25 protein-coding genes are annotated in these 24557 nt (G+C 48.9%); 14 read left to right on the forward strand and 11 right to left on the reverse strand.

All coding sequences use genetic code 11. The features are described from left to right. The first annotated feature begins 1 nt into the window (after position 1). Together P8J86_04395 and P8J86_04400 are read left to right on the forward strand one after the other, a co-directional pair. Entirely contained in the window at positions 2 to 841 is an 840-nt protein-coding gene (locus tag P8J86_04395) for a TIM barrel protein (protein MDG2053928.1), read from the forward strand. Positions 842 to 936: 95 nt separating this feature from the next. After that, positions 937 to 1980, forward strand: a complete 1044-nt coding sequence (locus P8J86_04400; GenBank protein MDG2053929.1) for a zinc-binding dehydrogenase — start codon at positions 937 to 939, stop codon at positions 1978 to 1980. A 78-nt stretch (positions 1981 to 2058) separates the two neighbouring features. Here P8J86_04400 and P8J86_04405 read toward each other — a convergent pair whose 3' ends face one another. After that, positions 2059 to 2496, reverse strand: coding sequence for a hypothetical protein (locus P8J86_04405; GenBank protein ID MDG2053930.1), 438 nt, complete (start codon positions 2494 to 2496; stop codon positions 2059 to 2061). A 71-nt stretch (positions 2497 to 2567) separates the two neighbouring features. Further along, positions 2568 to 2990, reverse strand: a complete 423-nt coding sequence (locus P8J86_04410) for a hypothetical protein (GenBank protein MDG2053931.1) — start codon at positions 2988 to 2990, stop codon at positions 2568 to 2570. Positions 2991 to 3349: 359 nt separating this feature from the next. Between P8J86_04410 and P8J86_04415 the strand changes: the two genes are divergently transcribed. The 3 genes from P8J86_04415 (at position 3350) to P8J86_04425 (ending at position 6190) form a co-directional block, all read left to right on the forward strand. Next, on the forward strand, positions 3350 to 4600 hold the full coding sequence (locus tag P8J86_04415; GenBank protein MDG2053932.1) for an amidohydrolase: 1251 nt from the start codon (positions 3350 to 3352) through the stop codon (positions 4598 to 4600). A gap of 103 nt (positions 4601 to 4703) precedes the next feature. Next, positions 4704 to 5843 (forward strand): YbdK family carboxylate-amine ligase, encoded by a 1140-nt coding sequence (locus P8J86_04420; GenBank protein ID MDG2053933.1) that lies wholly within the window; start codon positions 4704 to 4706, stop codon positions 5841 to 5843. Between the two features lie 50 nt (positions 5844 to 5893). Beyond that, positions 5894 to 6190, forward strand: coding sequence for an ATP-dependent Clp protease adaptor ClpS (locus P8J86_04425; GenBank protein ID MDG2053934.1), 297 nt, complete (start codon positions 5894 to 5896; stop codon positions 6188 to 6190). Positions 6191 to 6211: 21 nt separating this feature from the next. On the opposite strand, the gene tmk is transcribed toward P8J86_04425, so the two are convergent. Further along, complete coding sequence (gene tmk / locus P8J86_04430) at positions 6212 to 6862, reverse strand: dTMP kinase (protein ID MDG2053935.1); 651 nt, start codon at positions 6860 to 6862, stop codon at positions 6212 to 6214. Positions 6863 to 6923: 61 nt separating this feature from the next. Between tmk and P8J86_04435 the strand changes: the two genes are divergently transcribed. The 3 genes from P8J86_04435 to P8J86_04445 are packed head-to-tail and all read left to right on the forward strand — an operon-like array spanning position 6924 to position 8467. Continuing rightward, the gene (locus P8J86_04435) at positions 6924 to 7391 is read left to right on the forward strand and encodes a hypothetical protein (protein MDG2053936.1); all 468 of its coding nucleotides are present in this window, start codon (positions 6924 to 6926) and stop codon (positions 7389 to 7391) included. Next, on the forward strand, positions 7391 to 8026 hold the full coding sequence (locus P8J86_04440) for an acetyltransferase (GenBank protein ID MDG2053937.1): 636 nt from the start codon (positions 7391 to 7393) through the stop codon (positions 8024 to 8026). Before P8J86_04435 ends, P8J86_04440 begins: the two co-directional genes overlap by 1 nt. A 27-nt stretch (positions 8027 to 8053) precedes the next feature. Then, the gene (locus tag P8J86_04445; protein MDG2053938.1) at positions 8054 to 8467 is read left to right on the forward strand and encodes an FKBP-type peptidyl-prolyl cis-trans isomerase; all 414 of its coding nucleotides are present in this window, start codon (positions 8054 to 8056) and stop codon (positions 8465 to 8467) included. 27 nt (positions 8468 to 8494) lie between these two features. On the opposite strand, the gene P8J86_04450 is transcribed toward P8J86_04445, so the two are convergent. Continuing rightward, on the reverse strand, positions 8495 to 9397 hold the full coding sequence (locus P8J86_04450) for a hypothetical protein (protein ID MDG2053939.1): 903 nt from the start codon (positions 9395 to 9397) through the stop codon (positions 8495 to 8497). A 217-nt stretch (positions 9398 to 9614) separates the two neighbouring features. On the opposite strand from P8J86_04450, the gene P8J86_04455 reads away from it, so the two are divergent. Then, positions 9615 to 10628: a DUF481 domain-containing protein gene (locus P8J86_04455; GenBank protein MDG2053940.1), complete on the forward strand. Its 1014-nt coding sequence runs from the start codon at positions 9615 to 9617 to the stop codon at positions 10626 to 10628. 39 nt (positions 10629 to 10667) lie between these two features. Here P8J86_04455 and P8J86_04460 read toward each other — a convergent pair whose 3' ends face one another. Further along, complete coding sequence (locus P8J86_04460; GenBank protein ID MDG2053941.1) at positions 10668 to 12365, reverse strand: AarF/UbiB family protein; 1698 nt, start codon at positions 12363 to 12365, stop codon at positions 10668 to 10670. Positions 12366 to 12724: 359 nt separating this feature from the next. On the opposite strand from P8J86_04460, the gene P8J86_04465 reads away from it, so the two are divergent. Together P8J86_04465 and P8J86_04470 are read left to right on the forward strand one after the other, a co-directional pair. Further along, positions 12725 to 13534 (forward strand): hypothetical protein, encoded by an 810-nt coding sequence (locus tag P8J86_04465; protein ID MDG2053942.1) that lies wholly within the window; start codon positions 12725 to 12727, stop codon positions 13532 to 13534. 65 nt (positions 13535 to 13599) lie between these two features. Beyond that, positions 13600 to 14352 carry an enoyl-CoA hydratase/isomerase family protein gene (locus P8J86_04470; GenBank protein MDG2053943.1) on the forward strand — a complete coding sequence of 251 codons (753 nt, stop codon included), beginning with the start codon at positions 13600 to 13602 and terminating at the stop codon, positions 14350 to 14352. Between the two features lie 18 nt (positions 14353 to 14370). Here the strand turns inward: P8J86_04470 and P8J86_04475 are convergent, their stop codons facing one another. The 6 genes from P8J86_04475 to P8J86_04500 all read right to left on the reverse strand — a co-directional run bounded on the left by P8J86_04475 (position 14371) and on the right by P8J86_04500 (position 21943). After that, a complete protein-coding gene (locus P8J86_04475; GenBank protein MDG2053944.1) occupies positions 14371 to 15687 on the reverse strand; it encodes an NAD(P)/FAD-dependent oxidoreductase in 1317 nt (438 codons plus the stop codon). Positions 15688 to 15723: 36 nt separating this feature from the next. Next, the gene (locus P8J86_04480; GenBank protein ID MDG2053945.1) at positions 15724 to 16200 is read right to left on the reverse strand and encodes a DUF5658 family protein; all 477 of its coding nucleotides are present in this window, start codon (positions 16198 to 16200) and stop codon (positions 15724 to 15726) included. Between the two features lie 31 nt (positions 16201 to 16231). After that, entirely contained in the window at positions 16232 to 18133 is a 1902-nt protein-coding gene (thiC, locus tag P8J86_04485) for a phosphomethylpyrimidine synthase ThiC (protein MDG2053946.1), read from the reverse strand. Positions 18134 to 18367: 234 nt separating this feature from the next. Then, on the reverse strand, positions 18368 to 19924 hold the full coding sequence (locus tag P8J86_04490) for an alpha/beta hydrolase-fold protein (GenBank protein MDG2053947.1): 1557 nt from the start codon (positions 19922 to 19924) through the stop codon (positions 18368 to 18370). Then, a complete protein-coding gene (locus tag P8J86_04495; GenBank protein ID MDG2053948.1) occupies positions 19921 to 21453 on the reverse strand; it encodes an MFS transporter in 1533 nt (510 codons plus the stop codon). The genes P8J86_04490 and P8J86_04495 overlap by 4 nt, the downstream gene beginning before the upstream one ends. 73 nt (positions 21454 to 21526) lie before the next feature. Then, the gene (locus P8J86_04500) at positions 21527 to 21943 is read right to left on the reverse strand and encodes an SRPBCC domain-containing protein (GenBank protein ID MDG2053949.1); all 417 of its coding nucleotides are present in this window, start codon (positions 21941 to 21943) and stop codon (positions 21527 to 21529) included. 177 nt (positions 21944 to 22120) lie between these two features. Between P8J86_04500 and P8J86_04505 the strand changes: the two genes are divergently transcribed. The 3 genes from P8J86_04505 (at position 22121) to P8J86_04515 (ending at position 24505) form a co-directional block, all read left to right on the forward strand. Further along, positions 22121 to 22897, forward strand: a complete 777-nt coding sequence (locus P8J86_04505) for a DUF4097 family beta strand repeat-containing protein (GenBank protein ID MDG2053950.1) — start codon at positions 22121 to 22123, stop codon at positions 22895 to 22897. Positions 22898 to 22912: 15 nt separating this feature from the next. Then, on the forward strand, positions 22913 to 23590 hold the full coding sequence (locus P8J86_04510) for an RlmE family RNA methyltransferase (protein ID MDG2053951.1): 678 nt from the start codon (positions 22913 to 22915) through the stop codon (positions 23588 to 23590). A 168-nt stretch (positions 23591 to 23758) separates the two neighbouring features. After that, positions 23759 to 24505: a hypothetical protein gene (locus tag P8J86_04515; GenBank protein ID MDG2053952.1), complete on the forward strand. Its 747-nt coding sequence runs from the start codon at positions 23759 to 23761 to the stop codon at positions 24503 to 24505. The last annotated feature ends 52 nt before the right edge of the window (positions 24506 to 24557 follow it).

A 24557-nucleotide genomic window follows, 5' to 3' on the forward strand; every position in this document is an offset into this window, starting at 1 on the left:
GATGGATCTCTTTCATATTTCACTGGCACAGTGGTCACTTCACCGAAAGATTCAAGAGGGTGATCTCGCACCAATTGACTTTCCCGCCTATACCCGTGATGAATTCAATATTAAAGCTGTTGAATACGTCAACGGCTTCTTCCCTGATCGAGAACCAGACATTCGATTTGCCGAAGAATTGAAACAACGAGCGGAAGATGCTGGCGTCCTTAGCCTGTTGATCATGATTGACCGCGCTGGTGATTTAGGCGATCCAGACACACAAGCAAGAGCGCTTGCTGTTGAAAACCATATGCAATGGGCTGAAGTCGCAACACATTTGGGCTGTCACTCTATTCGGGTCAATGCACATTCGAAGGGCACGCCTCACGAGCAAGCATCTCTTGTGAGTGATGGTTTGTCGCGTCTCACCGAAGCTGTTGCCCCAACCGGGCTCAATGTTTTGGTTGAGAATCATGGAGGCCTCTCCTCCAATGCAGATTGGTTGGTTGATGTCATCCAGCGTGTCAACCAACCTACATGCGGAACACTACCCGACTTCGGAAACTTCTTTCTCAATAGTGAGATGACCGAGTGGTATGACCGGTATAACGGTGTGTCTCAGATGATGCCATATGCAAAAGCAGTCAGCGCTAAAAGCAACGATTTTGACGACGAAGGAAATGAGATACATACCGATTACGACAAGATGATCGGAATCGTGCTGGATACTGGCTACAACGGTTATATTGGCATTGAATATGAGGGCCAAGAACAATCAGAAGATCAAGGCATCAAGCTGACACAATCGCTGCTCGCACGTGTTGCAGAGCGTCGCCTTCAATCAATGAGCCAACCGTAGTTGCGAAAACCTTCTTTAGATTAAAGAAAGAGTATTGTTTGGCATCTTGATACCTGGAAGAACGCTACCAAGATGAAACCAAACCGGAGATACTGATGGCGGCAACAATCAAAGCAATTACAGTCACGAAACAATGTGCCATTGTCGCGCCTCATGTTGCTGTTGTTGATGATTGGCCAACTCCAGAAGTCGGACCAGGCGAAGTACTGATAGAGACTGAAGCCTCTGCTATGAACCACTTGGATCTCTGGGTTGGAATAGGACTCCCAGGCATCGAACTCACTTATCCACGCGTTGGAGGTTCAGATGGTGCTGGCCGCATTATCCAAGTTGGGCAAGGCGTGGATGAATCATGGCTTGATACACGTGTTGTTATTAACGCCGCCAAACTCAAACCATCAGCGTTATTACCAAATGTGACGCCAGCGCCGCCTGAAATCTTGATGATTGGTGAGCATATCAATGGAACACATGCCAGCGCCTTTGTTGCTCCAGTGACGAATGTCTTTCCAATTGGAGATGCAGATGCGGTTGCGGCTGCTGCCTATAGCCTAAGTTTTCTGACTGCGTGGCGCATGTTGTCTACAAAAGCAAACATCAGGCCAGGACAATCTGTACTGATCACTGGTATTGGTGGCGGCGTTGCATTGTCAGCGTTTTGCTTAGCAAAACACTTTGGTTGCCACACCATTGTAACCAGTCGGCACCAACACAAGCTGGATCATGCCCTTGCTCTTGGCGCCGATGATGCCATCCTTGATAGTGGCGAAGATTTTTCCCGTCCGGTTCGTGCAGCCACAAACAAACGTGGCGTTGATGTTTGTATTGATTCTGTGGGCAAAGCGATCCATCTTGGTTGTATTAAGTCACTCGCCAGAGGGGGGAAATACGTCACTTGCGGTTGCACGACTGGGCCAGATGCCAAAACAGATCTCGCTCGCATCTTTTGGAATCAGCAGAGTATTTTGGGCTCAACAATGGGAAGCATGGAGGAGTTCAGAGAAGTGATGAACTTGTTCCTTCGTGATCAAATTCAACCCGTGATTGACTCAGTGCACCCTCCAAGCGAAGCCACAGAAGCATATGAACGACTCGAGACTGGACATCAGTTCGGTAAGATCGTTTTCGATTGGCAATAGTATTTCGATTGTCTTGATAAATAAAAAGAGCGGGCACCCAGAAGGCACCCGCTCTTGTCAATTCTATTCAACTGCACATCAATCTATCTTGACTTCATTAATGTCACCATCGAACGCTCGTTCCCACGCAGGCGTACTCATGACAACAATGAGCACAACTGGGTAGATGATGTCCTCGACAAAGTAAGCCAAGTAGAGTTCGCCCATGATCGCTTCAACGACCGTGAAAGCGATCACAAAAACTGCCCACATCAGAGACATTGCTCGTGCCCAAGGTGCAACTTGGAACAGTCCAAAGCCAGATACGATCAGCATGATGGCCAGGATGAGCTCGATCAGACCATACCACCACAGTTCAGAACCAATCACAGTTTCCGCAGTAACCGGCCAAACAGAATTCCAGGGCACCCAGCCGTCACCCCCAATAAGGATGATTGCAAACAGGGCCATAATAATGCCATAAATAATATTGATGACACCGATCGCAATCATGCCACCGTCGGGCTGCCTATTCATTGATACACCTCATGTCTATGTAATTTGTTTTCTCGAAAACAATTCCAAGTACTAACTTTCTTTTCACCAGATTAGTTCTGGGAAGGTTGATTGAACACATCTTCACCATCGACTGAATTGACCGCGATCAGCAGGATGATTGGCCAGACTAACCCGCAGACAATGAACCACGGCCAATGGATAACCCCAAAAATAATGAGGATGATTTCCCAAATGATCCAGCAAACCGCCCATACATTGGCGAGCAAACTTCCATATTGAAAACCGCTAAGCAAGAAGAAGCCGCTTACAAATAGGCCAATAGTTAGAATAAGGCCAACCCATCCGCGCCACTCAAGTTCAGTTGTTGTATTCGTTATTGCAGTAATGTCACCTGCTGGCTCAAACCCCGCAATGATGACAAGTATGTAAAAGATGATGCCCAAAGCGCCTAAGATAATGTTGAGCACACCGATCGCTATCAGAGCTGCGGATTGATTTTGATCTTCTGCCATGTTTGATTCCTCTTAATCAATTCGTGTCTATTGACCTGCTCTCATCCATGCTTGGCCAATTGAAGCAGCCCATTTTGACTCATTTTTGATGACGCCTCTGCTGCTCCAGGAGGCAATGGGCCCATAAATCAATAACTCGACTATTTACGGTGCAGGTAGGGATATCGGCCGAGCCATAGGCATTTCGAGAACGAATGCGGCAATGGTTCTCGGGCCTAGTTTCTAACTACTTGTAAAGTATGTGCTTATATGTCTGCCCTGGATGATTGATTCGCCCGGTTTATTCGGTACGCTGAGTGGTTAGAAAGGCCCGAAAATGCGGTCCTTTAGAGAGTCCTCCTTGTGATATAGGCCTAACAATGCTCACTGCCGATACGCTCGAAGATCAGATTGATGATGAACAATGGTGGACACCACTACAAGCATCGATCGAGGGTCTGCAACCGCGACTTATCAGACTTCGCCGCCGTCTACACGCCATACCAGAAGCCTCGGGCTGTGAACAACAGACCACCTTGCTCTTGGCAGAAATTCTGCGCGACGCTGGGATCACGCCAACGCTCATGGAAAATGGCTGCGGGTTGATTGCAGACATCCATCTTGGTGCGCCATCTAACACATTTGTTGCACTTCGATCAGAGCTGGACGCCGTCAACGTTCATGACAACAAAAGTGTTCCCTATGCATCGACGCAACCCGATCTTTGTCATGCCTGTGGACATGATGCTCATACCTCTATTCTGATGGCTACGGCGCTCACGATAAATAAGCACTTACAAGATCTTTCTACTATTAAATTTCGTCACAACCTTCGCGTCATTTTTCAACCTGCTGAAGAAACTGCAGTAGGCGCACGCTCCATGATCAAACAAGGTGCACTTAATGGTGTCTCTGCAATTGTTGCACTTCATGCTGATCCGTTCTTAGAAACAGGGACGATTGGACTTCGTAATGGCGCCATCACTGGTGCGTGCAAAACCTTTAAGATTGCTATTAAAGGACGAAGTGGACATACTGCTCGCCCACATGAAGCTGTTGACCCAATTCCTGCGGCAACGAGTGTTATCGACATGTTTTATCAATTGGGGCCGCGCTCCATGGATAGTCGCTATCCACTAGCGCTCACCGTCTCATCGATTATGGCTGGACAAGCAGTGAATGCTATTCCTTCTCAAGCCACTATTGCAGGCACGCTACGCACAGCGCGACTAGAGGATCTAGAAGCTGTACAGCAGCAGATGATCCGAGTTGTTGAATCAGTGGGCCATGCAACTTCCTGCCAAATTGATATTGAATTTGTTGGTTTTACGCCGCCAACGAATAATGACTCTCTACTGACAGAGATTGTTGGCCGAGCAGCGAGTGACGTCATACAACCAAAATCTATTCAGTGGCTGGATGTACCGAGTTTGGGTGGGGAAGATTTTGCTTTTTACCAGGAGCTTATCCCAGGCACGATGTTCCGGCTTGGTACGGCCTTAGCGAATCCCAGGCAGCGGATGCCGCTACATTCAAGTCATTTTGATATTGATGAGCGAGCTTTGGGTATCGGTGCCCTTGTGATGACCCGTGCCATCCTTTTGGCCGCCCAAGAGCAACCTGCCTCATGACCCCCTGCCAGAGTTACCATGGAGTATCCTTTTCATATGCCTTAGGATGAGGCCATTAAAGGAACGTCTTACAGTCTTATTTGGAAACATATGAGGAATCGTGATGAACTTTGATTTCAATGGCAGCCCAGAACCAACTGTCGGGGTCGAGATTGAACTCGGCTTAGTTGATCAGAAAACTGGAGCCCTAAGTAACTCGATTCATCCGCTACTAGAAAAAGTACCGGAGCCACTTCACGCATTTGTTAAACCTGAATTCAAGCAATCATACTGCGAGATTATCACTGACGTCTGCAATGATGTTGCCGGCATTGAGGCAGATCTCGAAGGCAAGCTTGAGCAAGTTGAGCATGCTGCTAACCAGTGCGATCTAGGTCTTCTTTGGTCAGCAACACATCCGTTTAGCTTATGGAGCGATCAGAAGCTAACGAAGGAAGCTCGTTATGAATGGCTGATGGATACGATGCAGTTCGTGGCAGAGCGTTTAACAGTCTTTGGTATGCATATCCATGTAGGCGTTGATTCAGGTGATAAAGCAATCCAGATGTGTGATCGCTTACTCCGACATTTACCCACAATGCTGGCGCTCTCCGCAAATAGTCCACACTGGTGTGCACGCGACACTGGATTGCAGTCATACCGGTCTAAGGTCATGGAGTCTCTGCCAACTGCAGGCATGCCTTTCCCATTGCGCAACTGGTCAGAATATGTTTGGATGATCAAGAACCTTATCTCGACTGGTTTTATTCACTCGATCCGTGAGATTTGGTGGGATGTAAGGCCCCATGCAAAATTCGGCACGGTTGAGATTCGGGTTATGGATCAACCTATGTGCATGCGGCATCTCTTGGGACTCACGGCGCTGACACAGTCTCTGGTTGCTGGCATATCAGAAGATATAGACCGCGGAGCCTATCAATTCGACTCCCACCCAATGATTGCGAAACAGAATAAATGGCATGCGGCCCGTTATGGAATGGATGCTTCTTTCGTTGACTTCGACACGATGCTGGCCATACCAGCTCGCCAAATGGCCAGACGCCTCATTGACCAAGTCACGCCCTTCGCTGAACGCCTTGGTTGCCTGAAGCAACTGGGATACCTTGAGGATATCATTGACGACGGCTCAGGTGCCGAACAACAACGTCGTGCTTACAATGAAAATGGCCAGATGACTGATGTTGTTGATTACCTACTGGCTCAACGAGCAAAAGAAACAGATGCTCGCGTATCGAAAGCCTAGTTGCACGCGCATATAATGGCTATGTCATTTGTGGGAAGGAGATCGCTACCATGGCTCTTGAAACTCTAACAAGCAACACGCCAGAGACAAACTGCCGTCCACCAAAATTGGATCGCTTGCCAACTTGGCGATTAGTACTTCACAATGATGATCGTCATACGATGGACTATGTGGTGGAGACGATTGTTGAGCTTACACCACTCAACCCTCATGTAGCCGTTCTGCGTATGCTTGAGGCACATCAGACTGGTGCTGCTTCACTCATCTCAACACATCGAGAACATATTGAGCTGCTACACGAACAATTCGGCAGCAAGAAGCTCCTCACAACCATTGAACCTGAGTAGCCTCGGGCCACAGAACCAGGCTCAGCGCACGGTTGCATGTGAAAGCCAATGCTCCAATGCGTTATCAACATTATTTGAAACTGTTGCCAGATCATTGCGAGCATCTATCACAACACAGCGACTGGGATCCTGACTCGCTTGTTCCAAAAAACCATTCCGTACACGCTGGTGATATGCCTTATCGCGCTGTTCGATGCGATCCAATGAACTCGACATTCGCTCATGAGCCGTCTTTTGGTCAACATCAAAAATGAGTGTCAAGTCCGGCCACCCATCACCGACAGCCACCTTGCCAACTGTTGCAATCGTATCCATCCCCAGTCCGCCACCGGCGCCCTGATAAGCAATAGTTGCACTCAAGAATCGATCTGCAAGGACGAATTGTCCGTCATTAAGTGCTGGTAGGATCAGTTGTTCAACGAGCTGGGCACGACTTGCCATGTAGAGCAGCATCTCACAACGGAGCGTCATCTCATCAAAAACTGGGTCCAGAAGAATTGCTCGAATTCGCTCACCAACCTCGGTGCCCCCTGGCTCTCGCACCTCGCACACTGCCAGCCCATTACTGCGGGCCATCGCTGCAACTCGCTGTAATTGTGTGGTCTTACCAGACCCATCCGGGCCATCGAAAACCACGAAACGGCCCGAAAGTTGTTTAATCCACTGCTCCACGACGCTAATACTCCAAAAGTGGGAATGTTAATTCCGTCTGAGTAGGTACCATACCCGACCTATGGATATCGAGTTGCACGACCCCCAGGGACGACGACTCGGCCAGGTCGAGGTTGATGTCGATGCCCGCCCAGCGCGAGTTCGATCACCTCAAGATGACCGTGTCCTGTTTCTCGCATGGGAAGCAGCCACTGATGACGGTGGGCACTTGCGAAAGTGTGTTGTGTGTGGTTCTGCTGATCTGTACCGAGAGAAGCGTTTTCCACATGTCACTGGTCTGGCCATCGTCTTGGCTTTCGCTGGCATTGTTGTCAGCATATTAGGCTATGCAACGACCTGGTTGGTACTCATATTAATGTTCATCGTTTTGCTGCTTGACGTCACAATTCTCCTGGTTCCGCGAACCCGACTTGTCTGTTATCACTGTAGATCGGTCTACACCAAGACACCCATCGCTCGATACCATCGCACATGGGACGCCGGAATTGCAGAAAGACATGCGCAAGATAAGAAGGTCGAGACATATTAATGAAGCAAAGACGTTTCTTATTATTGGGCGGAGGAGGTCATGCGTCAGTCGTCGCTGACGCGATGCGCGCCAGTGGCCATGTTGTTGTGGGGTTTGTCGATGATGGCCCAGCAACACCGACTGCCTCAGAACGTATTGGCGCACCCTTTTTAGGGGGCACCACTCAGTTATTGGATTTGATTGAAACACTTGACCAACCTGTAGAGGTCTTCCCTGCTGTCGGTAGCAACTCCGATCGAATGCAACTCATACAAATACTGGAAAGAAATAGACAACTTGAGGCACCGGCAGTAGCCCATCCATCTGCTTACATCGCTCATACTTCTCGACTGGAACCGTTTGTCTTCGTCGGGCCAGGCGCCATCATCAACGCAGGCGCTTGCATTGGTCGCGGAGCAATGATTAACTCTGGTGCCATTGTGGAGCATGACAGTGTGGTTGGTGAGTTGGCCCATATTGCACCAGGCGCCATTTTGTGTGGCGCTGCCAAAGTGGGCGAGCGTGCTTTGATCGGGGCAGGTGCTGTGGTACTGCCCGGGGTCACAATTGGTGACCAGGCCACGCTTGGGGCAGGTGCTGTGGCCAATAAGGACGTTGATGCAGGGCAGGTTTCCGTGGGTGTGCCGGCACGCTAAACCTCTGGCTTTAGCAGGGCTTATCGAATGACCGATAGACCCATGATGCTTCGATTATTTTTTCTACCCATCTTATGTTTCATGCTCATGCCAGGCTGTGACCAACGCCCTATTCGTATCGTCGAGTCAGGCGTCGAGATTATCACGGAGCAACGTGGGCAAGGAGCCCCTGCCAATGCTGGTGACGTTGTCACGATTGCTTATGAAGTTCGTTTACCCGATGGGCAGCCGATCCTAAACAACGATCGTTTTTCATTTCAACTTGGACGCGGCGCTGTCATCGAAGGAATCGATCACACTGTGGTAGGAATGCGTGTTGGAGGGCATCGTATAGTTCTATGTCCACCTAATAAGCACTGGGGACAGTCTGGTTATGGTGAAGACGCCATACCACCAGATACAATCCTGACGCTAGACGTTCGGCTTACTGCATTAGATTAGATAGATTTTCGTAATCGCGGTGCGCTTCTAACCCATCATCACCCAGATGACGAAGTACGCAGTAATCCAAATCAGAAAAACACAAAGCACGCTCATGCCTAAAAATAGGCACGCCTCTTGAATCTTGATTCTGAAGTACACGATCATCAAGAGCAATACAATTGCAATTCCAGTAAGCAACTCTACGAGTGACTCTAGAAATGTCGTTGCAATTGAGATAAATGCGACGAGTCGCATCGCAGCAACACATGAAAACATACGAATCGTTGCGAGAGATAGATCTCCAAATTCGACTCTGAGGAGCACTGTCACAAGCGCAAGAGATACCAAGCCGCATCCAACTAGGAAAACAACGAGCGCCAGGTAACGAAGCAATCCTAGGAATCGCCAACCAACACTGATCGTTAATTCAGGATCATCAACACCCGGAAATAGTGCGTGGGCGCCAACAAAATAACCACCGAGCGTGATCGCTATACAGAAGAGTGCCAACGCCGCCGGAAGAAGATAGCCACCTCGGCCAGGCCCCGAAATTGGTATGTCCCGATCATCCTCAGCCCGCTCAAATGCACCAACCGCATCACCCACGGCTGAAGTGGCAGAACTGCCTTTCCGGTAGAACTCACCAACATCTTCTCCAGCAAGCGGCTCAGCTACTTCCTTGCCACACCGCATACAGGGACCGTTCGGTCTCTGTGCGGCCGCATTGCAGTGGGGACAGACTGATCCAAGATCGAGTTTGGGAGCGGGCTCATCGTCCAGTGGCTCTAGATCATGTGGACTGCGCTCGGCACCGGCTGTTTCACCATCGGGAGCATCCGGATTGTCCTGTGAGAGCTTGGAGTGGTCATCTTCAGGATGTACTCCTTGATCGTCTCCATGATCTGGAGCACCCGTCGACTCAACATCGTAACCGTCTTCGTTATTCATGCTAACTCGTTTACTCGGTGATATTCCAGGCTCGCTTCCAATATGAGGCCTGACTAATTAAGTCTCCGCACATAATACACTTGACGAATCAGCTGCCGTACGCGATTCTCTCCCGATGCGCAATATATCTCTCCAGCTAAGATCTCGTCTGCTTATCCCCTTCATATTCACACTGCTTCTGCTTTGCACTCATACCCCGCTGCAAGCAGACACGGTGGTGTTGACCTCTGGCGATACACTCCATGGGACAATTGTCAAAGAAACCGATGACACCGTAGAACTAGAACATCCACTTTTAGGAACTATTACGCTGCCGCGTGACCAGATTGCTTCAATCGAACATACGCCAAAAGAAGCAAAAGATTCAGATGCACAACCTGATTCCTCAGATGAAAAAGCTGCCAATACCACCGATGATAGTACACCTGCGAACACTCAAACGGCGCCACCGGCTGCCGTATCAGAAATCGCTACAGCTGGAACACCTGCTGGACTTGCTGCCGCTCAATCAAATCTGACCGATGACGAAGCTGGCGACGCCCAGGCGATCTGGAAGTCACAGCTCCAGCTTGGCTACGGACTGACTCAAGCCGGAAATGACACGGCGAATTTCAATATTGGTATCAACACCACTATGACAAAAGGTATTCAGACGCTGACTGCTTCGGCGAATTATCAATACCAGTCAGTTAATGATGAGGTTAAGCAAAATAGATTAGAGACGAAAATCCAGTCAAAGTGGCAAGCAACTGACTCTCCATGGATTACAAGTGTGCAAGGTTTTTATGATCATGCAGAGTTCCAGGAGTGGGATGATCGTGTGATTGCAAATGCTGATGTCGGGTACGAGTTTATTCACGAAAATCGGACCGCCAAAGATGGAAGCGAACTGAACTTTCTGAACGCTGTATTCAGACTTGGTGGCGGCTTCAGACGCGAGTTTGGAAATGCTGATTCTGACGAGTTCGTGCCGGAAGGCCTTTTAGGACTTCGAGCAGCTTGGAAGCCAACCGACAATCAAACCTTCAGTGTCGAGCTGACTTACTTCCCAGACATTCTAGAAATCGAACAGTACCGCTTTATTGCATCTGGCAACTATGAAATTGGCCTGAAGGACTTCGAGAACCTGAGCCTCATCGTTGGCATTCACTACGAATATGACTCTCATATCGATGCATCTGGTGTCCCAACATATCTGCGTATCAACGTCGGGCTAGGTCTTGATTTCTAAATCACCTCTGATTCAAGAATATAAAAACCTTGCCACGAACTATTGATGCTTCCCTTTGTCCTTGGAATGCCGAAGTACCGCTCGGATATTGTTGAATAACAACATGACGGCGCAGAACCCTGCAATAAAGAAACCACAGATACCCAAAATGAATACGCCAGTCACGCTCTCAGCTGCTCGCTGCGTATGGACAAGAATCGAAGACCCAACTAATAGTCCCGCAATAATCAGCGCCATCAGGATATTACGACTGGCGTGCTCAATAGAGCGCGTCAGATGTTCTAACCCCTCATGCTGAAGCGATATGCTCATATTGTTGCTGCGTATCTTGGCCAATATCTTGGAGACTTCGGTGGGGAATGTCTCAATGAGCTTTGTCCATTTATGAACGTCCTCGGTAATCCGCTGCTTAATTCCAGCAATGCTATAACGACGTTTCACTAAGGCTGTCACAAAAGGCTGTGAGGTTGCAACGAGATCAAAGGTGGGATCAAGCTCTTCTGCCATCCCTTCAAGGGTTGAAAGAGCCTTGATCAACATGACAATATCTGGCGGTGTTGATAAATGATGCCGCCTCATGCCGTCTAAGAATTGGCGGAGCATGCCGCCAAGACTAATTTGTTGTAGTCCAACATTTGTATAGGCGTCAACAAACTCCTGAATGTCTTGTCGCATTGCTCGTTCATCGACACTAGAAATATCGACGTTGCCAAGTGACATAAATGCTTGTGTCACACGATCAATATCAGACTTCGCGACACCATATAAGAGATCTGCTAAATCTCTAGCTGTGTGTGAATCAAGATGTCCAGTCATGCCGCAATCAAGAAAACAAATCTTCTCGTCCGGCAGCACCATAATGTTGCCCGGGTGTGGATCCGCATGAAAGAAACCGACATCGAGGCACTGCTTAAAAACAGCGTCGGCGACGTTTTCTACAATCTTCTTGCGTTGATCCGACGTGAGATTTGCTGATCTCCAATGCGATAATTCCAGACCTGTGATTTCTTCGAGGCCAAGTATGCGCCTTGTGGTGACGTTCCAATACACCTTGGCAAAGTTCACGCGATCATTGTCTTGAAACATCGAGCGGAAGCGATCAGTGTTTTTTGCTTCGTTGTATAAGTCCAACTCTCTTCGTAAAGAACGCCCAAAATTTTCTACTACTAACACAGGGCTAAAGCCGAGATCTGGATTGTGTTCCTCGATCACGTGGGCGAGCGATTTAAGAATCTCAATATCTGCGTCGATTGTCTTTTCAATATTTGGACGGAGGATCTTCAGAACAATCTTGCTGCCATCAGCCAATATCGCTCGATGAACTTGACCAACAGATGCAGCGGCGATCGCAACCGGGTCAATCTCCTTGAACTCTGTCTCAAGACGATCACCAAACTCCTCACGCAGCTCCTTTTCTATCTCTTCAAAAGGAACCTGCTTCACATTGTCCTGAAGTTTCTTAAGTGCTTCACAATACTCAGTAGGTAGCAGATCTGACCTGGTACTCAGCACCTGCCCCAGTTTGACGAAGGTCGGACCTAACTCCTCAAAAGCCCTTCGCATCCGTTCAGGGCGATCGAGTCGCTTAACCGAGTCCTCGGCCTTGTGGTGCATAATCTTGTCAAAGATGAGCGTAATCTTGGTGTCATCAAAGATCTCAGCAAATCCATAGCGCACAAGTACGCTCAGAATCTCTCGATACCTACCAAAGTTCCGCATTGTCCCAATGAAGCTCATAGGGAAGACCCCTTTCTGGGCGATTTTTCTAGTGCTTATTCGCCGATTGAGACGCACTATAGAGGTTGAGAGGACCATCTGCGATAGAAGCACGATCGTGGCACGATCTCGAGAACCCAAAGGACCTCTGAGACGTAGAGGAAGGCACCAATTTGTTTAGGCCCTGAGTGGGGTCTTAACAGGCGTTCAAAGCAAAGCGACGGTTGAAAACATTTCTCTTCGCGTTTTAAAGGGCTTTTTCTGTTCTTCAGACCATCACTTTGCCAAAACGGTTGCCCCACAAACAAATTGGTACCGAAACATCGCTGACTGTCAGCGGCACCAAAACACGGAATTACGCTCCAACGAAAGTCCGATCCATGCGTCCGACTATCTCTAATGCCTTCAAAATTCCTGATCAGGGCAATAAGACGCCTCTGGCAGGGACCCCCAAACAATCTGGGAAGATGCCCAGCTCACTGCTTCCATTGCATGCTGTATTAACGAGCCGCCCTTATGGATGGAACTTGGCGCTGTCGCCCATGCGAGCTGTCGATACCATCACCGCACTCCATCGGACCTCTCGCAGATGCATGGTGGCCATCATGTTGAGCGATGAGCCAAGTACAGAACCTCATTTAACGGAGGTTGCTGAACGACTTGGTATTCCCGTTCATCATCATCTTGGTCGTGGGTCGCTTGCTCTCTCATATGACTCCGCTCTTGATCTAGCAGCATTTCTTGAAGCACGCTCTTATTACGCAGTGATTGTGGACGGCCCGATTGAAGCAAGTGACCTACGAGCTCTGCGCCGAGCAGTTGATGTGGGCACATCACCATTATCAGCCGAAGTACGAGCGATTGCTGTTATTGCTGTACAACCAAAGCATTCCATTCAAGTACAAACACGCTGGAAAGTCCACGCCATGGCTGTGTTAGCAGAAGATTTTCGTCAGTATATTGCTGCTACTCGAGGGCAAACAGCTGAGGGAATTGGGCGACCTGAACAGCGGCATCTCGAATCACTGATGTCTCGTAGTGGATCCGTTGGAATCCTCCCGCAAGAAACACGGTGCTACTCAACTTTTATTGACGTCGGACTGAGAACCCTCTTTAGTCATCAGACTGACCCAGCCGATCTGTCCTTGGTGTATGACCTGATCGGGGGAGTCTGGCACAGTCCTGAATAGGTAGCAGATAGCCACTGAGCCTGACTGGCATGTTTCCTGTACATCGAGATAATCGTATTTAGGACATGGCCGAAACACCAACCATTCTCAATATCAACAAGAATGTTGCCACGATCACATTGAATGATCCGGCACATCGAAATGCGCTTTCTCGTTCTATGTTTGATGGGCTTGAAGATGCCATAAGCAAGATTGAAGCAACGCCTTCTGTTTCGGTACTCCTACTCAATGGCGCAGGGACTATATTTTGTAGTGGCTTTGACCTTGGTGCGGCGGTTAAACAACCACCAGTCATGGTTGAATTTTTAAATCGGCTTGGTTCTGTTCTAACGCGTGTGCGATCCTTGCCGGCCATATGTGTTGTTGCTGTACAAGGGGCTGCCATTGCCGGAGGCTGTGCCCTGGCCTGCAGTGCTGATCTTGTTATCACTCACCCCGAAGCTCGCTTTGGCTATCCAGTTTTGCGGCTTGGAATATCACCTGCGGTAAGCCTACCGATGTTGCAAAATAAAGTAGGCGCTGGCATGGCTCGTAGCATGATGATTGGTGGGAAGAGCATCAATGGCACCATCGCACTGCAAGCTGGTCTCGCTTCACATCTGGCTGCTGATTCTGATGGTGTTGCAAACGAAGCAGCTAAACGCGTCAGTGAGCTAGCGGCAAAGCCACCCCATGCACTTGCCATTACAAAACAGTGGCTCAATGAGCTTGATGGTTCTGCTGATGACAAACCGCTCCGCTCAATTGTTGAACATACCGCTCCACTCGCAGAAGATCCTGAAGCAATCGAGATGATGCGGATCGTCTGGAATCGCTAATGCCTTGCCAAAGGGTCGCTATGAACCCTCTTGGCCATCTTTGGATTCGTCGTTGTGGAAGTGCAAGGTTCGATTCGCCCATAACTGCGAAACATCATGCCGTGTAAACGAATCGATAAACCAATCTAGCGCTACGCGGACTCGCCGACCAAAACGTGGCATCTTCATTAAGTAAATCATCCGCCACATCACCCAGGCACCAAATCCTTCTACTTTCATGCCTAGGATCTTGGCAACACCCTGGTGTCTTCCCATAGCAACCAATGAACCAAGGATATTGAAGACAAATGGCTTGGTTGCCTTCCCTCTTGATTTAGCTGCAATGTTTTTCCCTAAGTGTTTGCCCATTCGCATCGCGTGCTGTGCTAATGGTGGGTAAGGCTTCCCGTCTGGATCTGGGTTAAACGCGGTGTCACCCAGCGCCCAAACATTATCAAAGCCCTTGACCCGCATATCCGCTTCACACTCAATATACCCTCGCTCATTCAGAGGAAGCCCAAGTTCCTTGTTCATCGGATGCGGTGCAATACCAGCACACCAGATGGTTGTGCAGGATTCCAGTCTTTCGCCTGAGTCCAGAACGATATGGTCATCAGCAATGTGTTTAACAGATGTGCTTAATCGAACATCAATATCTCTTTTGAGCAGCGCTTCTTCAGTGAACTTAGAAAGCTTGTCACCCATAACACTCAAGAGTTGCGGCGCCATCTCAACAAGTACAAAGCGGCAATCAGATGGCTCAACTGCTCCATAGAGTCGGGCGGCCTTGCGCATAAATACTTCAAGTTCACCGAGCGCCTCGACGCCCGTAAAACTTCCGCCAATAACAACTGTTGTTAACAGACGTTTGCGTTCTGTCGGATCCTCTATGGCATTGGCTAGCTCTAGTAGCTGTATGGCACGATCACGAAGCGCAACCGCATCACTCAAACTCTTAAGCTGCATGGCATTCTCTCGAACGCCTGTCACAAACTTCTCAGGCGGAATCATGGTGACACTGCCGAGCGCAATAACCAGTTCGTCGTATTGAATAGTCTGTGTTTTTGTGTCACCAACAAGTTCATAACTGACAGTCTTACTGCCAACATCAACTTTATTGACTGATGCCATAATGAATCTTGTGTCAGAGATAAAATCTCGAATCGGGATCACGGCATGACGGGGCTCAACACTTCCCGTACCCGCCTCTACTAAAAGAGGATAGAAAATGAAATAGTTATGGTGGTCGATGAGAACAATCTCAACATCTTGGCCGCGCATCGTCTTTTCGAGACTCTGTGCTGTATAGGCACCACCAAACCCACCACCCACTATGACAATTGTCTTCGAAGCCATCTAATACACTCCCTACTAAGATCTAAGTGGGCGATGTTACCCCATCCCGGGATCGGCTGCGTCCCTCATCAACGAGTGACCGCCCACGACTGACTCAATAACTCGTGTTCTTGCTTCTGGATTGGGTTGATCCACTGGTAATGGATCATGAGTCAGTAGTAATACAAAGGCCCAGGCACCCGGCATCGCGGAGACCACAACACCAAAAATACTCAAACGCTTGCCAGTTCGATATTTGTGACGACCAATAATCTCACACAAGATGATGACGAGCGCAATGATTACAAATTTAAAGACAATAAGCCCCCAGAGGCCACCACCCTCGATAGCAAGAAGAGCGATAGGGTTGACCTCACTGCCTCCGAAGGCAAGGACGATTCGCGTCATAATGATGTCCATTGCTGAAACAAAGACCAGCCAAACATAAGTGTTTGGATAAAGAACCTGAGATCGAAGGCCCCCTTTACCCTTTGGCTTATCGTCCGAACCAGATTCTTTCTTTGCATCACTCATTGGCACTGTCTAAGCGCTGCCCCAGCAGCTATCAGATAATTGGATCGTGCTTTGGAAGATTATTCACTTCACTTGTATCCAACGTAACCAGCTGCTCTTGGTGACGACGAGCATCGGTCTCATCGACATAATCACTATGGCAAGCTGCTTTTTGACCTTCACCAGCTTCTGCTTTTTTGCCAACCTTACTCGCTAATCGGTGCACCTCATCTGGTGAAAGCACCCCGCGTTGCTCCAGGATCTGACGCTGCTCATCTGAAAGCGCCTCAGTGCGCTGGGGCTTGTCCCAAGCATAGCTGTCGTCTTTTCCAGAAGCGAACTCCTGAATCTCCTTTGAGATCCGAACACTACACCAATCATGCCCACACATTGCACAGAAGTCTGTGTCTACATCAAGATCCTCATCATGTAAGGCACGAGCTGTATCTGGATCAAAGCTCAGTTCAAAGTGCTTCTCCCAATTGAGCGCTGCTCTCGCTTTGGTAAGTTCATCATCCTGATCCCGTGAGCCAGGAATACCAAGCGCCACGTCCGCTGCATGCGCAGAAATCTTGTAAGCAATACAACCTTGTTTCACATCATCTTGTTTGGGCAATCCCAAATGTTCCTTTGGTGTTACGTAGCACAACATCGATGCGCCATGGTAGGCGGCATTACATGCACCAATACATGAAGTGATATGGTCGTACCCCGGAAAAATATCAGTCACCAAAGGACCTAACACATAAAATGGTGCGCCATGACAACGTCGGCGCTGAAGTTTCATATTGAACTCAATCTGATCGAGAGGAACGTGGCCTGGCCCTTCAACCATCACTTGCACACCGTGTGCCCACGCTCGTTCTGTTAGCTCACCAAGTGTTTCTAGCTCAGCAAGCTGTGCGTGATCCGTAGCGTCTGCTAAACCACCTGGCCGCAGTCCATCACCAATAGAAAATGAGACATCGTACTGCCGCATTATTTTGCAGATGTCATCCCATAGTTCATACATGAGATTTTCACTGTCTTTGTGAAGCATCCACTTCGCAAGCAATGAACCTCCGCGAGAAACAATGCCGATCAGTCGATTCTTGACATAGCGAAGATGGCCGCGCCGAACACCAGCATGAATCGTAAAGTAATCAACACCTTGTTTAGCCTGATGCATCAAGGTCTCAAGAACACAAGTTGCATCCAGATCCTCTAATTTTCGCCCAATAATCATTGAATAGATCGGAACGGTTCCAACTGGAAGCGTGCTATGTTTTATGATCGCCTCACGGCACTCATCGAGATTCCCGCCAGTCGAAAGATCCATAGCGGTGTCTGCGCCCCAGCGCGCTGCCCAATCGAGTTTCTCAACTTCTTCATGCGTGCCAGATGACACTGGTGAAGCACCCATATTGGCGTTGATTTTTGTTCGCGAGGCCCGGCCGATTGCCATTGGGTCTAAGCGCTGAGCTAAGTGAACCCGATTTGCTGGGATGATCATGCGACCTGCAGCAATCTCATCTCGAATCTGCTGTGGTGTTAGGTGCGTTTCGCGTTCCGCCACCCGATCCATCTCAGGTGTCACTGTTCCGAGCCGTGCGTGCTCTAACTGCGTGATAGGGACGAAGCCCTCTGGGGCCACTGCTCTCAATGGTCGATCATGTTGACCATGCCCAAGGCATCCCTCAGGGTGCTCTTCGATCGACCAACCAGCAGGCAAGAAATCCCAGGCCGTCTTTTCAGAAGCTGGTGGCATGCCAGGCGTGTCGGGCGATGAATACGCCAATGGGCCACCGATGTCGGGGCGATTCGCAAAGCTCCCTGGTGTGGTTCCTTGCACTTGAGTTGACGGACTTGAGGCCCCGTGCATGGGAAGACTTTCTACAAATACCTCGTTGTCACAACTTTGTAAATCAACATCACTGGGATCGTTTGTTGGTACGTGAGACTTTGTCTTAATCATTTAACTTTCCTCTTCGTCCTGACACGTCACGGCTTACTACAACTACCCGATACTTTATTGAACGAGTAATCAGTGACTCTTTTATGCGTTAGTACTCTCAACATCTGCCGAAGTGTTCACTATTTCTCGACCAGTACACACCGGCAAAGATCCACGGGCCTTTCTGAGTCAAATATGACAAAGTCATGTTGACGACCTGAGGAAACAACTGACATTGTACCCCCATAGCCGGACTTATGGGTTCGATGTGGATGAGTGGTTGGGAAGCAGTTTGGACTGCTTTAGATGCTGATGTATCTCGGTCCGGATCCGACGTGCGCTCAGCCCAGCGGCCTGACCATGATCAGCACCTGGCAGCATCACAATGTACCCCGTACCGCTTGATTCTGGAGCCTTCGATTGAACCATCTCTGAAAACCGTTCGACGGCGCGCTCCAGATAAAATGAATCTTTATCTCCACAGATCAGATGGACACGATTTAACACCACTGGCTGGAGAGCAGGCCACTGCTTCTCAACAAGGCGTGTGATGTCATAGTTCGACCAGTTTGCCACAACCTCGTGGTCAATCTTGCCTGTGGATTGATCAAAAAGTGGAAGCGGCTTTTGCGTTGTCGGATCAAGCGGAGAGAACATCGACTCCCACGTATCCCATTGCTGGCCCGAACCACCACTTGGATCCATGGCCCACTCCATATCTGTTTCTTGCTTGATCGTCATGGCAACTTCATCTGAATCAGTGCGATAAACAGGGCGAGCTTTACCTGTCTTGTCTACAAAGATGTTGTCTTCTTGATAAAGATCAACCATGCCAAAAGCTGAGAAGTCAATCGGATCTGGCGCCGTTGACCATGTCCCACCAAAAACATCGGGGTGATTAAGTTGTAGCCATAGTGCGGCCCAACCTCCGGAAGAATGTCCCGTCAGCAGTCGCCCCTCCGGCTTATCCGCCAATCGAAAGTTGGCTTCTAAATGTGGAATCAGTTCTTGAACCAATGCGGTTGCACGTGGTCCATTGGCCGGACTATCAGCAAATCCGTGATGAGATAATGGCGCATCTGGATCAAGCAAGACATAAACAACTGGTAACGAGTTTTCCGTCCGCGACTGCTGCCTCGCCAGTCGCCTTACACCTTCAAGACGTCCACCAAAGCCTGGAATCATATAAACAGCACCCCACTTGTGCTGCTCATTTTCAGACGCCTCATAGCCGACTGGCAATACAACTGCGGCACGATGGTTCACTGGGAAACCTGCATGTGCTGACAGGAGCGGGCTTGGCAATTCTATATATCTGACATTTGGGAATTGAGGTGCCTCTGAAACCTCAACAACTTGATCTAAGACGATGTTGATCTTGTCATCAGCTGACCTTGAAACAGTCCATTTCTGTGGTCTGCTATATACATTCCCTTCACCCTCCGAATGCGAACGCACGCGATGATCAACATCAAGTACCGCTTGAACCCGAAGTACACCGTCAAGTTGATCGAGTGGCACAGGCACAGACACGACGTTATGAGAGAGCTCTATCTGGTCGCCTGGCTTAAAGTCACGAACCGCCATTGAAGCAATCGGCTGCGGGTCTTCATAAAAAGGACCGTCCATTGGATCAGTTCGATCCCACCGCCACCCCTGCTTGTTGACCACAAACAGTATCAATCTGCCTGTGCGTGGCGTGCCGCCAAGATCTTCGGAAAGCGTGACTACATAAGAATCTGCTGACGAATATGTGCTACAGAACAAACTAAAGAATACGAACAAGCAACTCATCTGCAGCCAATTAATCATGTTGTATCTGCTTCCAGTGTGACAGTTTTATAGCCACCTCTCATTCGAAAGCCAATAATCATCGCTATGTATGAAACAAACATGATGGCAGGAAGTATGGCGACGTAACGGAGTGCTGCACTTTTTCCCTCACGCTGTGCTGTTGCTATCAGTTCTCTATGTTCATTAGCAGGCACATTGGCGCCCTTGTTTAATGATTGGTACTGACCAAAGAGGCTGTCTTTAGGTTCGCTTATATACTCAGCAGCCATCGTAGGCGCATTTGCTTGCAGTGTTGCCACAACTGTTCGATCCTGAACATTACCAAGCCACGGATTTCCCAGAATTCCTACGCCAAGCATGCCAACACCAGCAATCACATTAATGGTCATCGCCCCGCCACGAGGGAAACGTTCTGCCACAACACCCAGTGTTGTAGGCCAGAAGAATGTTTGCCCAATCGCATAAATTGTCGCCGCAACAATAATGATGATGGCGGTTGGCTCCACATCTGATCCAAGAACCGACAACCAGAGAATGCCCACTGTGGCCAGTGCGGCACTGAGCGCAAGGATGCCCAGAGGTTTCAAGGTCTGTACAAACGGTCCAGCCAAGAATCGGAGCGTCATCATGATGGCTGCTGTATAGACCAAGACCCATCCTGAGTCGATACCGATACCTGCCTTAATAGCGGGCTTGAGGAGATCTTTGACCCATGCATCCGTTCCTAATTCTGTGGTCGCCAAAAGCAACATCAATATCAAAAGGAAGACAAAGAGTGGTCGCCCAAAAGCTCGACAGTACATCCCATAAATAATTGCAATGATCGCGGCGATACCAAGTTGAGCCCAGATCACTTTCATCCATTCGATATCAATGACGTTTGTTGTTAGCTCCATAACAATCAAAAGCGAAACAATAAAAGCGCCCGCCCAACCAACTTCAGCAAGCATCCCTCGATAAGACACGCCCGCTGTCACACGTTCATTAACGGGTAGTTTTGTAGACAAGATCATTAACATGAAGATGATTGCAGGGATGAGGATCAACGCAATCTTCCACTGCCAGCTTATGGTGTCGCCCAGACCCAGAACCACGACACCAGTCACAACGAGTCCGCCGGGCCAACCAGCGTGCAAGATGTTGAGCCACTTGGTTTTCTTCTCTTTATAAAGCGTGGCAATAAGTGGATTGATCGCGGCTTCTACAGCACCGGCGCCGAGACCACCGAGAATGCTCGCCCAATAGAGCATTTCGAAACCCTTCGCAAAGATCGACATGAGGGCAAATGCGACAAAGCAAAGAAATGCAAAGACAAATGATGCTCGATATCCAACCCTGTCAATAATAAGACTGAACACCACAATGCTCACCCCAAAGGGCCAGAAGCCAGCCCCGAGGATGATCCCAATCTGTGTTTTGTCGAGATTGAACTCTGCTTCCCAAACCTCAAGAAGTTGCACACGCAACATAAATGCAAACGCTGTTGTCACAAGCGCCACAAACGAAGCCCAGAAGATAAAGGTGCGATTTGCTTCGGGGAGTTTCATGTTAAATATCTCCTGCTCTTCCCCGGAACAGTTTGTTTAGTGAACTCCGATGAAGTCAATCAGAGCCACAGACTCATGAGCCAGACATTTCAAGCTCGATATAGGCCTTGAGGCGGTAAAGCGCGCCGCCCCAATGCGTATTGCAAGAGGCCAGGTGACCATCATCTTCATCCCATTGGCCATCAGTCAATTCCAGCAAAGTCGATTTTGGCCCGCGACTTGAGAGGGTATAGACCACCTGTTTTCCAAGTGAACCCTCAGGTCCCTCGACACACTCTTGGGCAATGCGCTCACGGCCGACGATCTCGTTCGTCTTCCAGCCAAATTTTAGGTCTGAACTTGGGTTGATGTAGAGCACTTCCCCAACCGCGAGGTCACCTTGTACTGGACCATGGTGCCAAGCAGCGATGTGCTTTACCTGGCTTAATGCAAGAAAGACGACCTCTAACGGAGCATCAATTTTGATGGCATGCCTGAGAATCAGACTCATAGGGGTTCCCTCGTCACTCGTCTCACGAGCTCCTGTTCCACATGGTACCAGAGAAGTATTCGTATAAGAGACGCAACAGCGCCTCAACTACAAAGCACCCATACATCACAAAAGGAGATAGAATCAAGCGAGATTGTCGATCCTTTTGGACAAGGACTGCCCTTCTAAGGACGCCACATGAGCCACATCAATAAACGTATCATCAGATTAGGCCTTTTGATCTCAGCAACCATGCTTATCGGAGGCTGCACGACGGCTCAAAAACGACTCAAGCCAGTCGTGCTTCCGGTACAAGGCCCCGTCCAAGTGCTCGTCACCTCATTCGCTGGCGACGTACGAATTATTGCTGATCCTGAGGCAACAGAAGCAACCATTACAGCAACAACGCAGGCTTACCATAGTCTCGTTCGGGTTCAAGACGCTGCAGACTCGCTAGCGAACATCCAATTTCATGCCGTTCTTGTGCCCGCAGAGATTGGCCAAGCAATTCAAGTCAGAACAACCACTGATGATGTGGAAGATCACTACCAAGGTGTACACCTCACTATTACTGCACCGATGATTGATGGGGTCTCAGTGCAAACAAAGCGAGGAAGCGTCGTCCTCGATCAGATCAGTGGCGAAGTTGACGTAACAACAAATGACGGTGATGTTTCAATCATTACTACATATGCTATGACGAGACCTGTCAAAGTACTCAACGTTGATGGGGATATCATCTATCGAGTGAGAGGCGAATCAACCGGCAAGTTTGATTGTGAAGCTATCCACGGCTCTGTGAACTTCTTTGCACAACATTCAAAAGCAGTCGTGCACCGTAACTCCGATCATGACTCGCTTGCTGCAACACTCAATAATGGCGAAAATAATGTGCTTCTTCGAACTGTACATGGTGATATTAACGTCTCCGTGTCGAGCGACCCACATGACTTTGGGCTGCATCTCTTCCACTAATATCACTGAATTCTTATGCCACGTGAGCTCCACGATCACTATTTCAAGATGGCCAAAAAAGAGGGCTATCTTGCACGTGCTGCCTATAAGTTAATTGAGATTAATGAGCGCCGCCGGGTTTTTCGTCGTGGACAAAACGTTCTTGATTTTGGATCAGCCCCTGGTTCGTGGCTTCAAGTTGCTTCCAAAAAAGTAGCCCCAAGCGGGAACGTGGTGGGGGTCGATCTGTCCGAAGTTCATCACACTTTTTGTGATGGCAATGTGACCTGCCTTGTAGACGATGTTTTCACCATGAAACCTGATGTGGCGCTTGCAGAACTTCCGTCCTCCGCAGGTCAAACCCGTGGATTTGATGTGGTTCTCTCTGACATGGCCCCGAAGACAACTGGTGATTCTGCAATTGATCATCACGGATCTATTCACTTATGTGATGCGGTGTTAGATCATTGCTACAAACTATTGATCCCTGGTGGCACTTTGGTGATGAAAGTCTTTGAGGGTGAGGCTTCTCCAGATCTGATGAGGCGCGTCCGAGCCTGTTTTGATCACACCAAAGGATTCAAGCCGAAGGCATCCCGAAGCGATTCGCGCGAGATGTACATCATTGCATCAGGCTATACGAATGAGCCAATCGCTCCACAAGCTCAGGCGTTGCCCCCGATACCAAAGATGCCCAGCGGATGGGGTTCTTAGCAATAGCGCAGAATGAGCAGATGCAGATGACTTTTTCAGCGCAGTTATTGCTGTATATAAAAACCGAGCAAGCTTAAAAACGCTTTCGTTGCTTCTCCTGACACATTTTGGGTTCGGCATGATTTTTGCCTTATGTAATACTGTCAACCTTTTTTGGAGCAACTCTATATGCGTATTGACTCTGCGATGCCCTATATCCCAAAGTACACGACAGATAAGGCCCATGGCCCCGGTAATAATCAGCCAGATGCAGCCTTGAGAAGCGGGACGCCGATCAATGGCAAGCTCCTGAATTCCATCCTCATGGATTCCGGAGGCAATATAAGTGCTCCTCGAAGAAGCCACCAAACCCAGCCAAGTCCAACACCGCCAAACAACAATATGCCCCAACTCTCGATGGATGGCATGATTGCGGCATTTGGTACGAACGATGCCGCGTACGACCTGAATGCCGATGGCATCGTAGATCTTGATGACTTTTCGCAATTCCTCATCAATGGTGCAACAGGGTTCCATCCAGACGGAGCGATCACGGCTGAAGGAATTGAAGCGAATCTTGGTTCAAACAACTTGGCGTACGATCTGGATGGAGATGGTAGCGTTGGCCTCAGTGACTTCACAGAATTCCTTGTGAACTACGGGCAGAACACTCAAAATAGTCAAAACGCTCCAGATAATTCAGTCATAAGACAAGAGCTCTACACCAAACCCCATGATAATTCAGTCATAAGACAAGAGCTCTACACCAAAAACAATAACTTTGGCAATCAAACCTCGTCAATCGCCCAACTCACTGACGGTCCAATGTCGATACGTGGCAGCAGTTTGTTTGGAAAACAAGCCATCCAACTCTACCAGCAACTTTGGAATCACTCAGGAAATATGCCACCACGCCAGTTGCTGTCTGGCGCTTGAGCCTGGGAACGCACACACCTGGAACCAGCTTTCCCCAACTCATTACATAGCT

The sequence above is a fragment of the Phycisphaerales bacterium genome (assembly GCA_029268515.1).
GTDB lineage: Bacteria > Planctomycetota > Phycisphaerae > Phycisphaerales > SM1A02 > JAQWNP01.